Origin of the sequence: Hahella ganghwensis DSM 17046, assembly GCF_000376785.1 — a bacterium.
Classification (GTDB): Bacteria; Pseudomonadota; Gammaproteobacteria; order Pseudomonadales; family Oleiphilaceae; genus Hahella; species Hahella ganghwensis.
In genome coordinates this window covers 1-21,499 of sequence record NZ_AQXX01000082.1, presented here as the reverse complement: position 1 = coordinate 21,499, position 21,499 = coordinate 1, and the positions used below count along the sequence as shown (strand labels likewise).

General features: G+C 50.5%; 24 protein-coding genes. 14 read left to right on the top strand and 10 right to left on the bottom strand.

Annotated features, from left to right (window positions below; translation table 11 throughout):
• The first annotated feature begins 22 nt into the window (after positions 1-22).
• The 6 genes from F566_RS0105505 to F566_RS0105480 all read left to right on the top strand — a co-directional run bounded on the left by F566_RS0105505 (position 23) and on the right by F566_RS0105480 (position 3,592).
• Positions 23-349 (top strand): ArsR/SmtB family transcription factor, encoded by a 327-nt coding sequence (locus F566_RS0105505; protein WP_020405980.1) that lies wholly within the window; start codon positions 23-25, stop codon positions 347-349.
• A gap of 31 nt (positions 350-380) precedes the next feature.
• Entirely contained in the window at positions 381-803 is a 423-nt protein-coding gene (locus F566_RS0105500) for a YeeE/YedE family protein (protein ID WP_020405979.1), read from the top strand.
• 51 nt (positions 804-854) lie between these two features.
• Entirely contained in the window at positions 855-1,271 is a 417-nt protein-coding gene (locus F566_RS0105495; RefSeq protein WP_020405978.1) for a DUF6691 family protein, read from the top strand.
• Positions 1,272-1,313: 42 nt separating this feature from the next.
• The gene (locus tag F566_RS0105490) at positions 1,314-1,928 is read left to right on the top strand and encodes an Hpt domain-containing protein (RefSeq protein ID WP_020405977.1); all 615 of its coding nucleotides are present in this window, start codon (positions 1,314-1,316) and stop codon (positions 1,926-1,928) included.
• Positions 1,929-2,023: 95 nt separating this feature from the next.
• Complete coding sequence (locus F566_RS0105485; protein ID WP_026179782.1) at positions 2,024-3,091, top strand: methyltransferase domain-containing protein; 1,068 nt, start codon at positions 2,024-2,026, stop codon at positions 3,089-3,091.
• 48 nt (positions 3,092-3,139) lie between these two features.
• Complete coding sequence (locus tag F566_RS0105480) at positions 3,140-3,592, top strand: arsenate reductase ArsC (RefSeq protein WP_020405975.1); 453 nt, start codon at positions 3,140-3,142, stop codon at positions 3,590-3,592.
• Between the two features lie 24 nt (positions 3,593-3,616).
• Here the strand turns inward: F566_RS0105480 and F566_RS0105475 are convergent, their stop codons facing one another.
• Together F566_RS0105475 and F566_RS0105470 are read right to left on the bottom strand one after the other, a co-directional pair.
• Positions 3,617-4,432: a hypothetical protein gene (locus F566_RS0105475; protein ID WP_020405974.1), complete on the bottom strand. Its 816-nt coding sequence runs from the start codon at positions 4,430-4,432 to the stop codon at positions 3,617-3,619.
• A gap of 161 nt (positions 4,433-4,593) precedes the next feature.
• A complete protein-coding gene (locus F566_RS0105470) occupies positions 4,594-5,409 on the bottom strand; it encodes a DUF547 domain-containing protein (protein WP_020405973.1) in 816 nt (271 codons plus the stop codon).
• Between the two features lie 373 nt (positions 5,410-5,782).
• On the opposite strand from F566_RS0105470, the gene F566_RS0105460 reads away from it, so the two are divergent.
• Positions 5,783-7,831, top strand: a complete 2,049-nt coding sequence (locus F566_RS0105460; RefSeq protein WP_020405971.1) for a methyl-accepting chemotaxis protein — start codon at positions 5,783-5,785, stop codon at positions 7,829-7,831.
• A gap of 32 nt (positions 7,832-7,863) precedes the next feature.
• Here F566_RS0105460 and F566_RS32055 read toward each other — a convergent pair whose 3' ends face one another.
• Positions 7,864-8,262, bottom strand: a complete 399-nt coding sequence (locus F566_RS32055; protein WP_020405970.1) for a DCC1-like thiol-disulfide oxidoreductase family protein — start codon at positions 8,260-8,262, stop codon at positions 7,864-7,866.
• Between the two features lie 210 nt (positions 8,263-8,472).
• On the opposite strand from F566_RS32055, the gene F566_RS32050 reads away from it, so the two are divergent.
• Entirely contained in the window at positions 8,473-9,417 is a 945-nt protein-coding gene (locus tag F566_RS32050; protein ID WP_020405969.1) for a GGDEF domain-containing protein, read from the top strand.
• Between the two features lie 29 nt (positions 9,418-9,446).
• On the opposite strand, the gene F566_RS0105445 is transcribed toward F566_RS32050, so the two are convergent.
• Entirely contained in the window at positions 9,447-10,016 is a 570-nt protein-coding gene (locus F566_RS0105445; RefSeq protein ID WP_020405968.1) for a YceB family lipoprotein, read from the bottom strand.
• 286 nt (positions 10,017-10,302) lie between these two features.
• Here F566_RS0105445 and F566_RS0105440 point away from each other — a divergent pair, with 286 nt between their 5' ends.
• Positions 10,303-10,839: a DUF1439 domain-containing protein gene (locus F566_RS0105440; protein WP_020405967.1), complete on the top strand. Its 537-nt coding sequence runs from the start codon at positions 10,303-10,305 to the stop codon at positions 10,837-10,839.
• Here F566_RS0105440 and F566_RS0105435 read toward each other — a convergent pair.
• On the bottom strand, positions 10,826-11,293 hold the full coding sequence (locus F566_RS0105435; protein WP_020405966.1) for a TetR/AcrR family transcriptional regulator: 468 nt from the start codon (positions 11,291-11,293) through the stop codon (positions 10,826-10,828). The genes F566_RS0105440 and F566_RS0105435 overlap by 14 nt on opposite strands.
• A gap of 164 nt (positions 11,294-11,457) precedes the next feature.
• Between F566_RS0105435 and trpB the strand changes: the two genes are divergently transcribed.
• The 3 genes from trpB (at position 11,458) to F566_RS0105420 (ending at position 14,664) form a co-directional block, all read left to right on the top strand.
• Positions 11,458-12,744 (top strand): tryptophan synthase subunit beta, encoded by a 1,287-nt coding sequence (gene trpB / locus F566_RS0105430; RefSeq protein ID WP_020405965.1) that lies wholly within the window; start codon positions 11,458-11,460, stop codon positions 12,742-12,744.
• A complete protein-coding gene (trpA, locus tag F566_RS0105425) occupies positions 12,737-13,513 on the top strand; it encodes a tryptophan synthase subunit alpha (RefSeq protein ID WP_020405964.1) in 777 nt (258 codons plus the stop codon). The genes trpB and trpA overlap by 8 nt, the downstream gene beginning before the upstream one ends.
• Before the next feature lie 80 nt (positions 13,514-13,593).
• Complete coding sequence (locus F566_RS0105420; protein WP_020405963.1) at positions 13,594-14,664, top strand: NHL repeat-containing protein; 1,071 nt, start codon at positions 13,594-13,596, stop codon at positions 14,662-14,664.
• A gap of 105 nt (positions 14,665-14,769) precedes the next feature.
• Here the strand turns inward: F566_RS0105420 and F566_RS0105415 are convergent, their stop codons facing one another.
• The 3 genes from F566_RS0105415 to yjeH all read right to left on the bottom strand — a co-directional run bounded on the left by F566_RS0105415 (position 14,770) and on the right by yjeH (position 17,498).
• Positions 14,770-16,002, bottom strand: a complete 1,233-nt coding sequence (locus F566_RS0105415; RefSeq protein ID WP_020405962.1) for a lytic murein transglycosylase — start codon at positions 16,000-16,002, stop codon at positions 14,770-14,772.
• Between the two features lie 217 nt (positions 16,003-16,219).
• Positions 16,220-16,573 (bottom strand): hypothetical protein, encoded by a 354-nt coding sequence (locus tag F566_RS0105410; RefSeq protein WP_020405961.1) that lies wholly within the window; start codon positions 16,571-16,573, stop codon positions 16,220-16,222.
• Positions 16,566-17,498, bottom strand: coding sequence for an L-methionine/branched-chain amino acid transporter (yjeH, locus tag F566_RS0105405; protein ID WP_026179779.1), 933 nt, complete (start codon positions 17,496-17,498; stop codon positions 16,566-16,568). The genes F566_RS0105410 and yjeH overlap by 8 nt, the downstream gene beginning before the upstream one ends.
• Positions 17,499-17,648: 150 nt before the next feature.
• Here yjeH and F566_RS0105400 point away from each other — a divergent pair, with 150 nt between their 5' ends.
• On the top strand, positions 17,649-18,119 hold the full coding sequence (locus F566_RS0105400) for an Lrp/AsnC family transcriptional regulator (protein WP_020405959.1): 471 nt from the start codon (positions 17,649-17,651) through the stop codon (positions 18,117-18,119).
• A gap of 64 nt (positions 18,120-18,183) precedes the next feature.
• Positions 18,184-19,632, top strand: a complete 1,449-nt coding sequence (locus F566_RS0105395; RefSeq protein WP_020405958.1) for a TrkH family potassium uptake protein — start codon at positions 18,184-18,186, stop codon at positions 19,630-19,632.
• A 556-nt stretch (positions 19,633-20,188) separates the two neighbouring features.
• Here F566_RS0105395 and F566_RS0105390 read toward each other — a convergent pair.
• Positions 20,189-20,791 (bottom strand): hypothetical protein, encoded by a 603-nt coding sequence (locus F566_RS0105390; RefSeq protein ID WP_020405957.1) that lies wholly within the window; start codon positions 20,789-20,791, stop codon positions 20,189-20,191.
• Positions 20,792-20,878: 87 nt separating this feature from the next.
• Positions 20,879-21,154, bottom strand: coding sequence for a PIN domain-containing protein (locus F566_RS36805; RefSeq protein WP_157496674.1), 276 nt, complete (start codon positions 21,152-21,154; stop codon positions 20,879-20,881).
• Positions 21,155-21,499: the final 345 nt, after the last annotated feature.

The window sequence follows — 21,499 nt, the reverse complement described above, 5'->3', positions numbered from 1 at the left end:
AACCGTAGGTTAAATTCGACTTATGAACCTGCAAGAGAACAACTCCGACACCGGCATGTCACAACTCGCTGAAAACGCAAAAGAAGCTGCCGGACTGTTGAAAGCGATGGCCAACGAGAACCGATTGATGGTGCTGTGCAGTCTTTTGGAGAAGGAGCTGACAGTAGGTGAGCTGAACCGCGTGGTTCCTTTGAGTCAGTCAGCTCTGTCGCAACATCTGGCAGCGCTGCGAAAAGCCGGGTTGGTCAGCACCCGGCGCGAAGCACAAACTGTCTGGTATCGGTTGGAGGGAATCGCTGCCCAACAAGTAATTGCTGTGCTGAAAGAGTTGTTCTGTCCCGAGAGCTGACGAATATCGTCCTTTACTACGAGGATCTACTATGTCTCTGTCGTTTGATTTTGTCTGGCCGCTCACGGGCGGAGTGTTGATTGGTTTAGCCGCTGTTCTGATGCTGTGGCTACTGGGCCGTATTGCAGGTATCAGCGGCATTCTTTGGACGTCGATAGTCGAAACAGATCGTCATTGGCGACTGGCTTTTATTGGCGGGCTGATTCTTGGTCCTGTTCTGGCTCACTTTTTCCTGAAACTCCCCATCCCCGAATCGGGAGGCCAAAACTGGTTGCTCATTATCGTCGCTGGGCTACTGGTAGGATTCGGAACACGACTGGGCAGTGGCTGCACTAGCGGCCATGGTGTCTGTGGGTTGGGACGCCGCTCTCCCCGCTCTCTTAGTGCCACCCTTACCTTTATGGCGACCGGCATCCTGACAGTCTTCATCGTCCGACACCTTTTGACCAACTGAGAGCCATCTGAGGCTCATACTTTGTCAGATTAACAAATAGGACAGCATGACATGACACAACTGATTGCCCTGATCTGCGGAACCCTTTTCGGAATAGGCCTGGCCATTTCAGGTATGACGGATACACATAAAGTGCTGGGCTTTCTGGATCTCTTCGGCACCTGGGATCCGACACTGGTATTTGTGATGGGTGGAGCCGTGGTTACCACTTTTGTCGGTTTTCATATCGTCCAGAAACAGGCCCGCCCGGCATTTGCCAGCTCCTTCTCGTTGCCGGTTAACAAAAATATCGACCGCCCACTCCTCATCGGCGCCGCCTTGTTTGGTATTGGCTGGGGGCTTTACGGCTATTGCCCGGGGCCGGCCATTTCCAGTCTGGCCTATTTGAGGCCGGAATCCCTGGTATTCGTATTGGCGATGGTCACCGGCATGTGGCTGGAAAAACTCTGCAGTGAGCGTACTATATAGAATCTGTTGTGTTTTAATTGCTCACTGGTTCCAGGAGACTATATGACCCCACAACCACCTATCGATCCAGAGGAAGGAGATATCTTCAATCCGGCTCAGCTTGATCGATTGGTCAGTTTAGGCTCCAAGCAAAGACAGCAAATCATTCAGTTGATATCAGACTTTATAAAAAAGTGGCCTGCGGAAGTGGAGCGATCCGAGCAACTTTTCAAGCAAGGCGACCAGAAAGAAGCCGCCAGGATACTTCATACTTTACGAGGCTCCTGCGGTACGGTCGGCGCCAAAAAGCTGGTCGATTCATCTTTCCGGGCCGAGAAATCGATGCCGGAAGTTCCCGAAGAAACCACTTTGGCCAATATCAGTGAAGTCAAAAAGGATCTTGATAAAATGCTCCAATTGGCGTCTGTGTGGTTAAACAGTATCGAGTCAGAGCCCCCCCAACCAGAAACCGATACAGACTTTGACCAAACGAAGATCCAGCGGCTTATTGAGCATCTGGAAGCTCAGAATATGGAAGCGCTCTCGCTTTATCCAGAGCTAAAGCCATCTCTGGATATGCATATGACACCAGACGCTCTGGAAGAACTGGATGAGGCCGTACATCAACTTAATTTCAACTCAGCAGCACAAATTCTGAAACAAACGAAATTTCATTGAACCTTTCGCTGAATCAGGGTTCCAATAACGATTGATTGGGCCTGTCATGCATAGGTCCGCTTTCTGACTTCAGCACAACCCAACTTGGATTCCACATGCGCGACGAAGTACAAGACTATTACGGTAAAACGCTCTCCTCTTCTGACGACCTACAAACCAATGCCTGTTGCACAGCAGGAGACATGCCTGAACACCTGAAGCCTGTTCTGGGCAAAATCCACGATGAAGTCATGACCCGCTATTACGGGTGCGGCCTGATTGCACCAGACCATCTGGAAGGCACTCATATTCTGGATCTGGGCAGCGGTTCCGGGCGTGACTGCTATGTCTTGAGCGCTCTGGTGGGAGAGCAAGGAAGTGTGACCGGCGTGGACATGACCGAGGAGCAACTGGAGGTGGCCCGTCGGCATGTGGATTACCACCGGGATATTTTTGGTTATCAAAGGCCGAATGTCAGATTCCTGCATGGGTATCTTGAACAGTTACATGAATTGGAGCTGGAGAAAGAGCAGTTCGATATTATTGTTTCCAATTGCGTGTTGAACCTTTGCACTGATAAGGCCGCGGTACTTCGTCATGCCTATGAGCTCTTAAAACCAGGCGGCGAGCTGTATTTTTCTGATGTCTATTGCGACCGGCGTGTCCCTGAAGCCCTGACCAAAGATCCGGTTCTTTATGGCGAGTGCCTGTCAGGCGCCCTGTATTGGAATGACTTTGAGAATCTTGCAAAGCAGGCCGGCTTTGGTGACCCGCGCCTGGTGGAAGATCGACCTTTGACCATCGATAACCCGAAACTGGAAAGCAAAGTCGGCAATCTGCGTTTTTTCTCTGCCACTTATCGACTGTTCAAACTCGATGGCCTGGAACCTGCCTGCGAAGACTATGGTCAGGCCGTGCGCTACAAAGGCACCATCAGCCATAATCCGGACCGCTTTGTGTTGGACAAACATCATGTGATTGAAACAGGTCGTGTATTCCCAGTCTGTGGCAATACTTACCGCATGCTGCATGACACCCGTTTCCAATCCCATTTCGAGTTCTATGGTGACTGGAGTACCCACTACGGTATCTTCGAAGGCTGCGGCACCAGTTTGCCTTATGACACGGGTTCCAATGGCAGCATGACCAGTAGCGCAGGCACGTCCGGTGGCGGATGTTGTTGATATTCTTTTACCACTCTTTACCGGTTTATCGCAGCACAGGAGCCACCTATGGATCTATCAGCCACTGAGCGGAGAAAGCTGCTGTTTCTCTGTACGGGTAATTCCTGCCGCAGCCAGATGGCAGAAGCGTTGGCAAAGGCACTTCATGGCGACCACTTCGATTTTTATTCTGCCGGCATTGTCGCACATGGGATGAATCCGAATGTCGAGGCCGTGATGGAGGAAGTGGGCATTTCCATGCAGGGACATTATTCGAAAACCCTGGAACAGCTGTCCGACGTTGCTTTCGATTATGTGGTCACGGTCTGTGACCACGCCTCGGATCATTGTCCTGCCTTCCCGGCCACGGTTTCCTGCATTCACCAACCATTTCCCGATCCTCCCAGGTTGGCCAGAGAGGACATGAGTGAAGAGCAAAGGCTTGATTGTTACCGCCAGGTGCGCGACCAGATCCGACTCTGGCTGACAGAGCAGTTTCCTGCTCCCTCTTACGCGAAATAATAGGGCCCAGGAGACATAATGACTTTAACCGCCCTGGTAACTCTTCAAGCGGTTGATCCAGCCCGGCAGCCACTTTTCCCGTTCTATCGGGTCCTGGGCATTATTCGCCCGGCGTGTCAGGACGACGATCGCCGCCTGTTGAAAACGTGTGACAGGACTCATGCTATCGTCTTCGGACATCTGCTGAAGCACCTGCAATAATCCCCAGCCGTTCCCCTGATAGGATTCTTCAGGAGAGAGCCCCTCGCCCTTGAAGTTCACGTAATCGATGAGGGCATATACGCCCGCCGGTGCCGACGTTAACGCATCCAGGTGCTGGCGGATTGTTTCACGCTCCGTCTCAGGGGCGGCTTCAATGACTCGTTTCAACGACGCTTTTGCACGGGCAAACATAAACTCTGCCTGAACACCTCTGGTCGAAGATAGAAACTCGCGCAGAGACTGAATCCGGGAATGGTTCTGTTGTGAAAGGAAGCTGTCTCGATCTGGCCAGGGAGCATCAAAGGGCTCCAGCGTTTCAAGCCAGGGCGGCAGAGATACGGAGGCCTTTTGCATATAAGCAATTAATGAGGGAAAACTTTCTACGAAAGGGTCGTCTACTTGTGCGGGGTACCAGATAAAGTGTCCAATGCCCAGGGAAGGAAACGACTCGCCTTCATTCCAGTGGACCAGGCAAGCTTCCTGACCGGCACATTCATTCTGGAAAATTTTCTGTCCTACCCAGTCGAGCTGATCCGGCGTCAGGCTGATAGATATGTCCGCCTCCTGATCGGAACATCCCGCCAAGAACACCATGGTAAGCACAAATGGAAGCAGGATGATTGGTACCGCAGACTTCACTATAACCCCTTACGATTGCGACTGAATAATGATTCTCGCATGTTCGTTGCGGGCTTCGCCAGATCAGTATTTTACCGTATCAGGCTCGGTACCGGCTCAATGCTGTGCTTCCTCCTATGGCTGAGAGTGAGCAGTGAAGAACGCCTATAAAAAACAGGGATCTATTTTAGCTCGTTGAGGCGCCAGTCATACTCATAATCGATATCGCCATCAAATCCTTCCAATGCTTTTTTTAAGTCTGGTCTGGCATAGCTGCTCAGGTGCCGAAGGACATCCTGCTCATCTTTGCCGAAATCCTCCTGATACCACTTGTATATGGAGGACAGCACCAACTCATCGCCCTCCAGATCGACGCCTCTTTCGTGATTGATATAGCTTGTAGCCCCCTGCTCCAACAATCTTTCCAGATTGGTTGAGGTATAGGCCTCACTGGCAAGATTCGGACAACTGAAGCTGGCACAGTTCACTGCATAGTGAATACGAGGGTCCTGCCATATGGGACGCAGAATTTGGTGCTCGATATCATTTAGGGTCAGTTCCTCGCCAGCCACGGTCACGGCATCGTCATCCCAGGGGCCAAAGGCGAAAAATGTCTCCCCCAGATCAGTAATTGACTCCACGGGATAGTGTTTCAGTATCAACTTAACTGTCAAAGCGTTATAGAGATTAATCCAATAAGCTTTTTGCTCTGCCCTGGAGAACTCTCTCGGATCAAGTTCTGCCAGATTGTGAAGGTACTCGGACAGCTTTTTATGGTCTTCAGAGGTCACATCACTGTATCGAAACAGGTGAACACCTGAAGCATGATTGACGTCGAGATAAGTTGCCAGAACTTGATTCCACCGGCTGTGGTCGATGGAGGAACGATTCAGTTCATCACTCTGCCGCCAGTCGTCGGTATCGGCGGCAAACACGTGCATGGACAATAGGGTCGTCAGTACCAGTAATGTCTTTCCTGCCCATTGGCTAAGAATCATTTTTGCTCCCGGATAATGCAGATTTCAGACAGAGGCCATTAACTCACCTCTTACACTGATCTCTATGACAACAGGAAGCCCTGGCAGTTCCCGAAAATGCGCATCATGGATAACGGCAACCGGTTTAAATCCTGCGACAGCTTTTAGTTCCGGACAGCTTTTAATCCGCGACAAGCTTCCAATTTCATCCATACCTGAAGCAGGCTCGGTTAACCTGTGGAGATTTATGGAGTTTTATTTTGCGCAAGTCCCGCCACAATTTTTCGTAACAACCTATTACAGTATTCCATGTGGTCAATGACCCGGATGCCAACTATTCTGAAATAAAACAATACACTGAATTAAAACAAAAACTCTGCGATAGAGGTCTAACATGGCAAGCATGATTCCCTCGCAGGTAAGTTCAAAGTTCAACAGCATCAGTTTTCGTGTGGTGTTTTTACTGATACTTACCGCCGTGATTATCTTTGGAATTTTTGCCTTTACATGGAATGGACTCGGGCAGATCGAGGAGCGCTTCAGCCACTTGATCAACAATGTCAGTAAGGCGGATGACCTGTCTGATGCTCTCACCGTCAACTACCTGCAAACCACCAAGGGTGTGAACGAAATCCTTTCTGTCAGCGAGGTGGGGGAAATACAGCAGAAACACGCCACAATCCAGTCGCTGACGCCTGATTTTATTAAAGAAGCTCAAGAGCTGGCAGGGGTATTACCGGAAACTGAGGGCGATGTACGCAAACTTCTGGCAAGCCGTACCCAGCTCGATAAACTGGTGGGCAATGTGGTGCAGTTCCAGATTCAGGCACTTCAGCTCGATGATAAGAACCTGGACTTAATCGAGGATTTCAAGGCCAGGGGTGATGAAGTCTCCAAGTTGCTAGAAGAGCTGATATCTCTTATCAATATGTTTGCCAGTGACTATCCGGTCGTCATTGAAGCCCAGAATCTCAATAAAACGCTCCTGACCCTACAGATCGTGTTGACTGAGTTCATGTCCGAACGCAACCCGGACACGCTGAATAAGCTGCGTATTGAATTTGAGGACCAGCAAAAGGAAGGGATCGCCACGCTGGAAACTCTCAGCCGTATGGTCGAGGATGAGCTGACGCTGGAGGATATCGCTAAAATTAAAACCAACTATGAATCCTGGCTGGCAAAAGCGGTGGAGGAAGACAAAGTCTTCGAGTCCAGAATTACGCAACTGGAAACCAGGGCTAAAGCCCTTTCACTGATCAGTGACATTGAAGTGGTTATCGGACAACTGGACGCCACCGTGAACCGGATCAAACAGGTATCCATACAGGCAATGAGCGACTCGGGAGAGTCCACCAATCAAGTGGTGTCCCAGGTGACCAAAGCGATTTCCATCGGTGTGCTGGTTGCCGCTGTGGCCTTTGTCCTGGTGGCCATCATCCTGCTCAATGTTGTCATAAAACCCATTAAGGAAATTACCAGACGAGTCCTGGATATTGCCGAAGGCGAAGGGGATCTCACTCAGCGAATCAACTTGGGCAGCCGAGGTGAAATCGGCGTACTGGCGTCTCATTTCAATACCTTTATCAGCAAGATACAAGAGGTCATCACTCATATTCGCGATGCCAGTGAGAATATGCTCAACAATTGCAATGAGTTGAATACCTGCGCCCACAACACCACCGAATTCAGTGAGAAACAGCGCAAGGAAACCTCACTGTTGATGAATGACATGTCAGCGTTGTCCAATTCGGTCGACGTAGTGGCTCAATCTTCTGAGCAGGCCATTACCCTGGCGGAAAAAACCGCTCATATCGGTGAGCAGACCAAGGTACTGGTAGAAGACTCGATTGCTGCCATCGAGGCGCTTGCGGAAAATATCAGCCATGGTACTGAAATTATCAACAATCTGGGTGAGGAAATTGAAAGTATCGATTCCGTGGTGAGCGTTATTAATTCCATTGCCGAACAAACCAACTTACTGGCCCTGAATGCCGCCATTGAAGCCGCCCGTGCTGGCGAACAGGGCCGTGGATTTGCGGTGGTGGCCGATGAAGTTCGTTCACTCGCATCTCGTACTCAGGAGAGCACTGCGGATATTCAGGCCATGATTGAGCGTCTGCAACAGGGCTCCAAAAACGCCACCAGTTTTATGCATCAAAGCCAGATCAAAGGTAACGAAACGGTGGACGAAGCCCGTGCAACCGGAACCCATCTGGATGAGATGGTCAGCGCCATCAATAATCTGCGCAATATGAATCATGAAATCACCACCGCTACTCAGGAGCAGATGGCTCTTACCGGTAGCGTTAATCAACGTATTGAGGTGGTGGAAAGTATCAGTCGGGATACCGATCAGGAAGCCCATCGCAGTGCCGGACACAGTGAAGACATGAACGAACTGAGCGAGGAAATGAGCAAACTGGTGCACAGGTTCAAAATATAGGCGATAGAATCAGTATCGACGTACAGTCACTATCAGCGGGATTCAGGGGGCGGGTCCGGACGCTCACACTGATCACAGACAAGATACCCGTCCCGCTCCAGACGTCTGGTGACGGACTGACGATAGCTGCGGCGCAACGGCTCTCTGATCCAGCGCAATGAGATCATCCAGGCCAGAGGTTTCAGCCAGGGAATCTGGTCCAACAGCACAATATAGCTTTCAATATCCTTTTCAATACGCCCGTCAGGGTGCTCGATATGCAGTTTCAGTCGTGCTTCCTGAGGATCAATGCCTTTTGCACGCAGCATCTCTTCCTGTCCATTGATATCGAACCAGTGAACTCTGTCTTTGCCTGCCCAGAAGTCATATCTACGCCTGTCACGACGGCATCCGGCGCAGGCAGCATCGTAATACACCGTTATTTTTTCCATACCTCATTATAAGCTTCTGGCCATCCATCCTCTATGTTGAATATATACAGAATTGCCACAAACTAATCATTCAATATTGCCAAAAAAGGACTATGCTTAAAGCATTACTGACTTCATCCGGGGAATTCCCTTAGTCAGTTAACCGCAGACCCGAATCGTGCGAAACAAACACTTAACAATAATAGAAATTATTTGGAAGCGGAGCCCGGCATGTTCTCCAAAGATAAAGGAATACAACGCAAGTTATTCGATTTTGTGGATAAGAGCGGCGATGCCTATGCCGTCTTCAGCGCCGAGGACACCCTGATTTACTGCAACGGTTCCTTTGCCAGCATTTTCAACAGTGAATGCAAAGATCTGATGGGGAAAACCTTTGAGGATCTGGCCAAACAATCTTACGAACTGAATGAAGGTCTGCGCATTGATGCGGACGACCTGGAAGGGTGGCTGCAGTACGCACAAAGTGTGCGACGCTCCAAAGACTTTCGAATCTACGAGGTCAACCTGACCGATGGAAGCTGGTTCCTGTTCTCCGAACAATTAAATGATAAAGAAGAACTGCTGGTTCACGCCAAAAACATCACCGAGCAAAAACGCCTGGAAGAACGCATCCAACAAAGCAACCATAAGTTGAGACAATTGGCGCTCACCGATGAACTGACCGGCATTGCCAACCGACGTTGCTTTACCAGTTCTGCCGAAGCGGAATTAAACCGATGCTGGCGCTCCGGTGCTCAGGCGGCCCTGATGGTGATTGATATCGATCATTTTAAGAATCTGAACGACCAGCATGGTCATCAGGCCGGCGATGCGGCGTTGGTTCACATGGCAAGCCTGATTCGACAGACACTCAGGGAGTACGATATTTTTGGCCGGCTCGGCGGCGAGGAATTTGGTATCTTTCTGGGCCAGGCTGACGCCGATCTGGCCGAGCAGATTGCGGAACGCATTCGTCATATCGTGGAAGAGCATCCGGTGCGCTATGAAGAAAAGAGCATCACAATGACCGTCTCCATTGGATTGACCAAAGCGCCCTGTGACACCCCTTATGACCAATTATTCGAAAAAGCCGATGAGGCCCTGTACAAAGCCAAGGAGGGAGGACGCAACCGGGTCATTGTGAATGTCATCAAGGCCTCCAGCACCCCTGCCTGAGATATTCAGGCCTCAACTTGCCGATCCGATCAGGAACCGGTCTTTCCTGCCGGTACCAACACGAGTTTTCCTGGCGCGACTTTAATATCAAGGTCAGTCAAACCCAGTAACTGGCCGGTGAGATTGGATTCGTCCAACCGATAAACCGGCATGGTTTCCAGCATTTGCGCCAAAGCACGCATCAGGTTTTCGGCTACCGGTTTGAAATCGCCTTTGAACAGGCTGGATTCGACCCGGCTATCGATCAGATTGAGGCGGCGGATATAGATCGCTTTCTCATCACTCTTATAAACAGGAGCACCTTCCACCTTCAGGAAAACATCCACAGGGATTTTGGTTACCAGTGCGTTCACAGCTACTTCTCCCTGAACACTTAACACCGCGACATCACGTCCATCCGGCCCCAGTGTGACATCCACATCACTGAGTTTCACGCTCAGGGGAGAACCGGATTTGAGCTGCTCTTGGTCAAACCGGTGCACTTGCTCCTGGAGATAGCCTTCCAGGGAGTTTTCACTGATGCTCAGTGGCGACCATGTGGCACAGGCGGATAGAAGAGACGTGATAAAAAACAGTGTCAGAACTGATTTGATTTTCATGGTATTGAAAGATTCCGGTCAGTAAATTTTCTTTTGTGTATACCATGATCTCCATCCAGTGTTAAAACCTAATTTGTCAGCCTTCCATTATTTAATGAACAGACCAAAGGTGTTTCTTGTGGGCAAGGTGCGGATATCAGGAGGTGGAAAAACACTCGATATTAATGAACGGATTTGAACGCCGGCACAAATTTCACGCTCTGAAAAATCCCGGCTGGACTCCGCTCACGGGACTGATTAGGCTGCAATAGCACGCTATTGCAGTAAGAGCACGGATAATCACGCCATGCACACACCCAATGTCATTTCGCCTTATCATATCAGCCGACATATTGTCCGCGCTCTGGCTTACCGCCTGGCATTGACGGATAAAGCGCTGGAGCGGCACCTGGCCCGCTTCTTCCCACTTGAAGCCAGAAAGCTGGGTATTTACCTGCAATTGTCCCACCCCACGGTCAAACTGGATGAACGGGCAAACCGCATACACTTGAGGGTGAATCTGCTGGTACGCCTGCCTGGTCAGATCACGACCGAAGGACAGTTGGAGCTTTCAGGTAATCTGGTGTACGACCCGGAGGAAGGTGCGTTCTATCTTAACCGGCCGGAAATCTGTGAGTTCTCACTGGGGTCAATCCCAAGGGGATACCTGACGCCAGTCAGAGTTCTTGTGAGAAGCCTGCTGTCACGCTTTGTTACCAGCGTGCCTCTGTTCAGGTTTCGGAGCACCAGCCTGAAACACAGACTGGTGCGTTCAGTGGTGAGAAATGTCGAAGTTCACCGGGGAAAGCTTAGGGTTCGCTTTGCGCTTCCTAAGCGTCTCTGAGACGACTCCAAAGCTGATGGCTGATCCAGGCCTGAAGATACTCATCACCCATACTCTGAATCTCCAGGTTTTTGTAACAGGTGATCGCAAGATCATGCCACCTGGCGTCAAACTGCTCCCAGAACAACTTGGCATATGCGGGAAAACGCCAACCCTCACCGATGATCAGGCGGTACAGCGACATCACATCTGAATTCCACCACAACGTCGCGAGCCGCTCTTCCAAATGTTTTTCAGAGAATATTTCCTCCAGCGCTACCGGATGTTGCTGAAGCCATCTTTCAATAACTGCACCCATCAACTCCGATTTATCCGGAAAATGATTGTAAACCGTCGGCTTGGAGACCTGGCAGGCACTCACCACCATATCGATGGAAGTTCCCTTAAATCCATTTTCCAGGAATACGCCGGTGGCAGTTTGCACGATAAAATCTTTCTTTGACGCTCTTGCCATTTGATTCCTTTCGCTATATTTTAACTAAACCGTTTAGTTTAAATTGACCTTACCCCAGCATTATCTATCAGGGACTCAAGGAGTTCTACCCCAGTCGGTGGAGAATTCCGACCAGACCACAGAAACAGTCCTGAATAGATATCCGCAACAAAAGGAGAATCAGCATGATCCGCAGCCAAAACGGTATGTTCGGCGAATTTGGAGGACGCTTTGTCCCAGAAATATTACTTCCAGCATTGCTTGAGCTTGAAGAGATGTTTGGTCGCTTACGTGAGGATGCGGACTTCTGGCAGGAATATGTTGAGCTGACCCAACAATTCAGCGGCCGCCCGACCCCTTTGACGCCTTGTCATCGACTTTCAGAACATCTCGGTGGTGCGTCTATCTGGTTAAAACGGGAAGATTTGAATCACTCGGGCGCACACAAGGTGAATAATGTGCTCGGCCAGGGGCTCTTGGTCAAACGCCTGGGGAAAAAACGAGTGATTGCTGAAACCGGCGCAGGTCAACACGGCCTGGCGACCGCGATCATGGCTGCCCGACTGGGCCTGGACGCCACCATTTATATGGGGGCCGATGATATTGAGCGCCAATACAGTAACGTGTTCTGGATGCGCCAGTTGGGAGCGACGGTTGTTCCGGTGACCACCGGGGCACGTACGCTGAAAGAGGCTATGGACGAAGCCTTGAGAGATTGGGCGGCCAGTTGCGAGACAACTCACTATGTTCTGGGTACTGCCTGCGGACCAGCGCCTTTCCCGGAACTGGTGACCTATTTTCAGAGCGTGATTGGCATTGAACTCAAAGACCAGATCCAGACGGCAATCGGCAGAATGCCTGACGCTATTACCGCCTGTGTCGGTGGTGGAAGTAACGCCATGGGAGTCTTTACACCGTTTCTGGAGCAATCAGAGGTGAAACTGATTGGTGTGGAAGCCGGTGGCCGCAGTCGCGACGATGGCGATCATTCCATCCGACTCCAGCCGGATACCGCTGAAACTGGAATCGCCCAGGGCTTCAAAACACTGTTCCTGCAGAACCAGGACGGTCAGTTAGGGCACACTCACAGTATTGCTGCAGGATTGGACTATGTGGGCGTTTCCCCCATCATTGCCCATCTCCATCAAAGTGGCCGGCTCACTGCAGATTCCGCCAGCGATGAACAGGTTCTGGATGCCTTCAAACTTCTGATGCAATACGAAGGCATCATTCCGGCACTGGAGTCATCCCATGCCCTGGCCGGAGGTTTCAAAGCCGCAGCTGAAATGAGCGCGGATCAGCATCTGGTGATTAATCTCAGTGGTCGCGGCGACAAGGATATCTTTAACGTAGCCCGGGCCTTTCCCCAGCCGGAATGGACCGCATTTCTGCAACGGGAAATCGACCGCCAAAATAATGAACCTGCCGATCAATCGTCTATCGCCGCTGCAGAGGAGGCTCGCCATGCTTAAATCCGGATCACCTTTACAGGTCATGTCACACGCGGTGGTGGGTTTTCCCTCGCTGGAGGAGAACCTTCGGGCAATCGATGGGCTGGTCGAGGCCGGGGTCCGAATGATCGAACTCCAGGTCCCGTTCAGTGATCCCGTGGCTGACGGCCCAACGTTGGTCAATGCCTGCTATCAGGCCTTGCAGCAGGGAGGCTCGGTTGCCGCCACGCTAGCGCTGGCCAGACAGGTCAGCACGCGACACCCTCAGGTGACCTTCATCCTGATGAGCTATCTTAATCCGCTTTACCGGTATGGGCTCGAACAATGTTTCCGGGATGCTGCCGAAGCCGGCATACGAGGGCTGATTATTCCAGACTGGCCTGTGGAAGAAGTGGAACCCATGCTGCCGTTACTGGATGAACTGGACCTGTCGCCAATACTGATGGTCACCCCGAATACGTCTACCGACCGACTACCACGCATCTGCCGGGCCAGCCGAAAAATGGTGTATGTGGTCGCCCGCATGGGAGTGACAGGCAGCGCCACCAAATGGGATCAGGAATTTATCGATTACATTGACCGCATACGCTCCCACACCAAGCTTCCACTGGCAGTAGGATTCGGCATACGTCACGCCGAAGACCTGAAATCTCTTAAGGACAAGGTGGAAGTCGCCGCCGTATGCTCGCGTTATATCGAGTGGCAGGACCAGGAAGGTAGTGACGCAGCAGCAGCCAATATGGCAACTCTGATCAAAGATTCAGGTTTGCCCCGTTTGGGGGATTCCTAAGCGCGACGGTTTACCTAATAATGTGTCCCTTCGTGGGTCAGCCGACCCACATAAAAAATAACATAAGGGACTAGAAAAACATGTCGACCAAGTATTGTGTTGCGTTGTTAACCTCTGCCACATTGTTGAGTGGCTGTATCGAAAAAGAACATATTGTAGACGTGCCTGACGCCGAAAACCTGATGTTCGCCAGTAATGGCGACCTACTGGTTACCGGTGGAAATGGCGTCTTCCAGGTCACCCGGGAAACAGATCAGAACGGTAATAGCAGTTATAGTAAACGCTCTCTGTTTCCTGATTTTTCCTGCACCTTTACTGGCCTGACTCAGCATAAAAACTGGGTATTCACGGCCTGTGAGAAACGCACCTGGTTTGTGTTCAAAAACAATTATCTTTTTGCCGCCAACCTGGATGAACCAGACTACCGCTTTCGGGTGATTTCCCCTTCCAGCAATGATCCTATGGACTCTCTCTCGATTCCTAACGGTATGGCATTCACCCCAAAAGGTGATTTGCTCATTGCTGATACTAATTTCTTCGCCACATCCGGCATTGCTCGGGTTAATCTGGATTTCAGCGGTGACACACCACGTATCCGCAGCTTTACCAAAAACTGGATAGGTCCCAATCACGGGTTGAGCTCCGCAAACGGGCTCAAAATTGCCGGCCAGTACCTTTACGTTTCAGACGGTCAGAAGGTGAAGCGGTTTGCGATCGATGGCAATGACAATGTCCCCATTTATGTCAATGACCGAGATGGCAACCAGGTACTGAACGAAACTGTGATGTGGGAAGCCCCCAGGGCGATTGTGGATGATATCCAGACTTATTGCGGCGGTGTCGCACTGACGAACTTTATCAGCGGCAGAATCCACTATGTGGCTTCCTACACACGGCCGGATACCGGTGAGGAAACCTTCCCTGTCATTTACTCTTCACCCACCTTTGGATTCGAGAGTCCGACATCCCTGGCGTTCGGGAATGGTCCCTGGTTCAATGGGGAAGACATTCTGGTTACCGAAAAAGGCATGCTGTTTGATTTGCATTCCTCTTTCGGAAATCAACTAAGCCGCGTATCTCTGGGGATTGATCTCAATGACCCTGACGCCTGTCTGATGATACAGGCTGAAGCAGAGTCACGCGTACTTTAACAAGCTAGGGTCTTTACAGGCCAAGGGCTTCGGTTTGATTCCGAACCGAAGCCCTCATTGGCGATGTCGACACTATTGCAGCAGGGAAAAACCAGCTCAGGTGAGCTACTGTTTCTGTTGCTCCTGTTGTGGAAAAGCGACCCCCAGTTTTGCAAAGGTGGTTGAATCAGGAAATCCATCTGCCACCAACCCCTTCTGATGTTGATATTCCCGTAATGCCTTTCGCGTTGCCGGTCCCAGAATGCCATCGAGCGCACCAGGATCGACGCCATTGGCAATCAGTTTTTCCTGCAACTCAAGCACAATCTGACGACTCAGGCGGGGGGAATCTGAAGGGGGTGGATTTTGCAGTGCACCGGCCCCGGCGATTCTGTCAGCCAAATGGCCAACGGCCAGGGCATAAAACTCAGAACGATTCCAGCGCATGATCACGTCAAAATTATCATAGACAAGAAATGCGGGTCCTTCATGTCCGGCAGGCACCAGCAAGGAGGCTTTGACATCCACATCGGGCAATGCTCGTCCAAAGGCATCGGTCAGGCCAAACTCCCGCCATTCTGCCAGGGATTTGGTTTGCCCCAAACCGGCCATCTGATAGCTGAACGTTTTCGGCAACAGGACTTCACGTCCCCAGCGCAGACCACTCTCCCAGCCAATTCCCTTGAGAAAGGTTCCGGCTGAGAGCATGGCATCGGGAATGCTGCCCCAGAGATCCCGGGCACCGTCCTGATCGGCATCTCGAGCGTAGCGAAGAAATACCGATGGCATAAACTGCACATGCCCCAGAGCACCAGCCCAAGAACCCTGCATACGTTCTGCTTCAATATCCCCACTATCGATAATCTGCAGAGCCGCCATTAACTCACCGGTGAAGTATTCACTTCGCCGGGGATCGCAGGCCAGAGTGGCCAGGGAATCCAGCGTCGACATTTTACCGAAATAGCTGCCATAGTTGGTTTCCAGGCCCCAGAAAGCCACCAGGTAGTGACCGGGCACACCGGTTTCACGAGTTACCCGCTGCAGCAGGTCCTGGTGCTGACGATAAAGCTCCCGGCCCTTCTGAACCCTCTGTTCGGTTACCCTTAGCCCAAGATACTCAGAAAATGGGGTGGTGAACTCCGGCTGACGACGATCGAGTTCAATGACCCGGTCCAGGTAATTGACTCCGGCCAGTACCTGGTCAACGGTCGTATTGGATATGCCGTGGGCTCTAGCTTTATCCTGTAGATCCTCAACACACTGCTGGAAGTTGTCATTTGCCCACGTCAAGGAGGCAACACTGAATGTGGATAAAACAAGCACGGCTTTGACGACCGGCCGCAAGAGATCGATTCGCACTTTTGATACCTATTGCCTTGAAACCCTGGCCTCCCGGATGACATTCGGTCATGACGCTGCAGAGAGGCTGACAGGGTCTTTTATATGAGCTGATGGCAATGAGGATCTCAACGCCTTCATATACTGTCAACTGCCGACCCCATTAAGTTTCAGAAAGAATTCCTCAGGTTATGTATCTAGCCGCTAATCTAACTGTGCCAAGGTCACGGTCAAAGCTTCAGGCACCATCTCCCATCAGGTTGGCCTGGCTTAGGGTCTGTCTTCGGAACCACAACCAAAGCAAGGCATACAACACCCCGGCATAAAGCATGGAGGCCGCCAGAGTGTATGCCAGCCATAAACAGATGATCATGCCCATCGCCGCCATGAGTTTGTGGCGTCGGGATAACAGTTTGATGGCCGCCATCATGGTCATGATATAGACCAGCACGATAATGCCATTGGCCAACATGATCAGTCCTTCCAGAGAAACCTTAAGATGACTGGACAACAGAATGCTGAGCAAGCACACAACCGTCATCGTCATGACACTGTTGGCTGGAACCTGTTGCCGATTCAGTTTTTCAAGCACCCGAGGAGCATCTCCAGATGCTGGCCAGACTCCAGAGCATGCGGGAAGTACTGGCGTGATAGATGTTCATCGTCGCTATACAGGACAGAAACCCGAACAGGCCAATACACAAACCACCCCATGATCCAATCAGGCGATCAAACAACACGACCATTGCCGGTGTATCGGGAGTATGTGCATCCGGGTAGGAAAGTACCAGCCAGGTACCCAGGGCGTAGACCAGTCCGACAACCAGCACCCCGATGACCAGAGCCAGCGGAAAATCGCGCTGAGGATTACGAAACTCAGCCGAAACATGCGCCAGGGCCTCGACACCGATAAAGCTCCAGAACGCCAGTGCCGCGGCAGCCGCAACGGCTCCCAGTTCAATCCCTGACACGTCAAAGGGGTGATATTGGTGAACCGCCTCTGGCCCTGTATCAGTCAAAGCCAACCAGGTAAGCAGAAAAATCACACTGCAAACCGTCACGGAGATTATCGTCTGGATGGCTCCGGATAGCCTGATCCCCCTCAGATTCACCGCCAGTATCAGCAATAGCAGCACTACCTTGGCTACCACCTGCTGAAACTCGGACATACTGATTAAACTGTCCAGAAACCATATGGCCATTTCCATCGCAGCGGGTAATCCCACTGGCAGCAACGCCAAAAACAACCAGCCGACGATACGTCCCTGAATACGTCCAAAAGCCATTTCAACAAAGTGAGAGGCACCACCGGCATGGGGATAACGTCGCCCTAACTGCCCAAACGACAGAGCCACGGGCAAAATCGCCAGAATCAGCACCAGCCAACCCCAAAGAGCACTGGTTCCCGCTGTTCTGACGGTCAGCTCCGGCAACATAAAAACACCTGTGCCTAGTAACGCGGATGTTAATAACCCAAGACCCTGCATGAGGGTGAGCGTCGGCTTTAGTTCGGTCATGCGAAGTTTTCCTTATCGCCGGATTAGTGGTAATACAGACTGACAATAAACACGGAGAATTCGGCTACAATGGTCTGGTATTTCGATGCCATCGGACCCAGGCTGTCAGAGGCTTAGATTAGCGTATCTTCTACTTGCAATTTGTCGTAAATGACCGCCAGAATGCGTGATCTTCCGGCACCTTGTTCCGAGGCCAAAGTGGATCGTTTTGACGAAAAGATAATCGAGTTGTTGCGTGAAAACGCCAGGCAGTCTGTTTCCTCCATTGCCGAAAAAGTAAACCTGTCCCGCTCTGCTGTCACTGATCGCATTAGAAAGCTGGAGGAAACCGGCATTATCCGTGGCTACCAGGTTCTTCTGAATTCCGGAGCGCAGGATGACGTCACCGTTTACCTGGAAATCAGCTATAACAACACACAATGCGAGGAAATCGCCCGCCAACTGCGGCGAATCCCGGAAATCAAAGTGTGTCACGGGGTGGCCGGAGATACTGATATGATGCTGACCGTAAAGGCAAAATCCATGGATCGTATCCAGCAGGTTCGGAATACCATTTCTAACATTGAAGGTGTCGGGCACATCAAAACCCATGTGGTGTTAATGGAATTTATCAACGAATAACCGGTAACTCCTCCCTGCACCATGATCGCTTTAATAGATCTGCCCTAAAACAGGATGTGGCCAGATGCTTCTATTCAAACCCTTGTTCCGACTCCTGTCGATTGCCCTGCTCGTACTTGGCATCCTGATGTTGTTGCCGCTGACATTATATCTCTTTGGAGAGCCCGTCCATTTCAAAGGATTCAGTATCAGCGCCTGTGTGACACTACTTGGTTCAGCAGTCTGCTACATTGCCAGTGGCGAAGGGGTTGAACGGCTGATTTCCAAGCAACTGTTCATTATTACCAGTGGCGCCTGGTTTATCGTGCCAATATTTGGGCTACTGCCTTTTCTGTTAATGCACAATCCCCTCGGTTTTACGGACGCGGTATTCGAAACCGTATCTGCTTTGACCACCACTGGTTCCACGGTAATGTCCGGGCTCGACGACACGCCCCACGACATTCTGCTATGGCGCTCGATTCTTCAGTGGTTTGGCGGTATCGGTATTATCGGTATGGCTATTGCGATTCTGCCTTCCCTGAAAGTCGGCGGCATGCGCCTGTTCCAGACGGAATCATCAGACTGGTCTGAGAAAGCCACCCCGCGGGCGCACCAGATGCTGGTCGGGATCATTATCGCCTATCTGGCATTATCCGTACTTTGCGCAATCGCCTACATGCTTGGCGGCATGTCTCCGTTCAATGCCATTAACCATGCCATGACGACCGTCTCCACGGGCGGGTTCTCGACCTCAGACGCATCCTTCGGGCAGTTTGATTCAAAGCTCCTGCAATGGATATGCACAATATTTATGATTGCCGGCTCTATCCCATTTTTGTTGTACTTCCGCGTGTGGTCCCACCGCAACCTCGTCCACTTCAATGATATCCAGATCAAAGGACTCATCGGCTTGCTATTGGGGGTATCACTGGTACTGGCCGTTGATCTTGAGCTCAAAGATAAGATGGATTTCTGGGACGCCTTCACTCTCAGTGCCTTGAACGTCACCTCCGTTGTCACAACCACCGGATTCGCCAGTGCCGATTACTCACACTGGGGTAATGCCGCCGTCGTATTATTCTTTTTCCTGACTTTTATCGGTGGCTGCTCCGGTTCTACCAGCGGAGGCGTCAAAATTTTCCGCTGCCAGATATTCTTTATCATGCTGAAAACACAACTGGTCAAGTCCGTGCACCCCAATGCCGTCATTGCCAGTAAGTTTGGGGGGCGAACGGTCAGCGATGACATTATCCAGTCCTGTATCGCCTTCCTGTTTTTCCTGATGACAACGCTCATTGTGCTGACTTTCCTGCTGTCGTTGACCGGACTGGATTTCATTACCAGCATCACCGGAGCATCCACCGCCTTAATGAATGTGGGACCAGGACTTGGTGATCTGATTGGTCCGGCTGGCAATTTTCAGAACATAGAAAGCAGCGCCAAGTGGTTACTGACAATCGGCATGCTGCTTGGAAGACTGGAGTTTCTGGCGGTCATGATTCTATTTACCAGGACTTTCTGGAAAGGCTGACAGGTGCACAAAACCTCGTAAAACCATCGATAAAACGGGGCATCTCGAACGAAAAAGCTGATGTAAGACATGTCGCACAGTCATTGCGGAGATATAGACTTTTTCCGACGCGACAATTTGCCTAATATTAATCTCGCAAGGACGCAAACTAACACGTAAGGATACGGAGCAGGGACGCGGCAAGGATGATTGTGACGCCATAGGATTTGGCAACGGAAATCGCATATTGCAGGACACAGCATGGATGCTGTGTCCTTTCCTTTATTGTATTTTCTAGAACTTATTCCCTTATATTCAATAGATTAGACAATACCTGATAGGTACCAAAGCGCCTAAATTCTCATGTGTGTCCACATAATGTCCACACAGGTATTTTCCCTAATCTATTTGAAGAATCAGGGGTGGATTGAAAATCCCCGTGTCGGTGGTTCGACTCCGCCTCTGGGCACTACTTAAATTCCCTCAAAAAACTGGAACTTACGAGAAATCGAAGTTCCAGTTTTTTTATGCCTACCCCAAAAGTGTCAACACAGAAATACCTTAGGTACTCACTTAACTAGCCAGATAGTGTTTGGAACATTTTCTCTTGCTGTTGATATCGCTTCTCCCTGCGCTCTTTGATTTGTATAACCTTGTCTTTCATATGCTGAATCGGGTCCCAATCCTCACTTTCTTTCTCAGGCAATCCACCATATTTTCGGAGCTTTATTGCTAACTCACTAGCCTTAACTCCCAACTCTGCATAACGAAACTGACGTTCCTCAAAGCCTTCCGAGAAATCAGGAGGGCCCGCCACATATTCAAAAGTAGAGTCGATAGCGGAGTTAGAACTTTCTATATGTAAAGGATAACTTAATACTTCATATAACAAGTTAGTTGGTATCGATTTCCAATTTACCTCTAACTTTTCGGGTTCAAAACTTGGTGTGACAACTTGTACTCTGCTATAGCCCTTTTCATCTGGTTGTCCATGATATAGTCCATCGTCACAAACCACGTCATAACACGCGGATACAAATCGATCTAGCAGGCAGGCAACTTGGATGCATAAATATTCTGAGTCCTTTCTGTTCTTAGCCTTTTGAGTGAGCCAATCCTTCAACCATGTAAGCAGAATGCCTACAACGACCCCGATTAAAGCATAAAACACCTTTTCCATATGCCTTTCTCTTTTCGCACTAGGTTATATATTGTTTAACAATGAATCGCGAACTTGGTTAAATGAGTCACGTGGCATACTAAGAACTCATAGGTCGGCCAATCTTAGTCTGGCTTTTTCCAATGGCAGTCTGCGACCCACCGCTTCCATTTTGTTGTATGCTTCATGCGCCTGTCTGGTATCGATTAACTCGTGCTTCACAAGTTCTTCAACAAGCCAAAGGGTACCGCGTACTTCGACCAATTCAGATTCAGCCGCGGCACGGAGATCCCTATCGCCGGAAAGCAACGGACAGTCTTCTTGTTGTGCCAATAAAAGAGCAAAAACATCATTCGTACTCGGGCCTGCATACTTTACTTTCATGACGGCCACCTGGGAAAGCGATTCCGCTGTTAGCTCTCTTAATCTCAGGCCCAATTCGCATAAGTGCGAGTGCTGATCATCTAGGGAGAGTCTGAATAACCCCAAGGTTCTGAGGTAATTCAAACTCTCGACGATATATGGCCGAATATTCAGAGTGTTTTTCCGGCCATTTTGGATCTTCCCCCCCTGTGGGGCGTCATCTGGGCTCACTGCCCCTATACCTGCAGCTCTTTCCTTGCCATCAGCAGATTGCTGAAGGCCGCCAACAGATAGGGCCGGCTCTTGTTCTTGGCCAAGCCTCGATAGCGGACTTTGTCGTAACCAAACACCTGCTTGATGTATCTG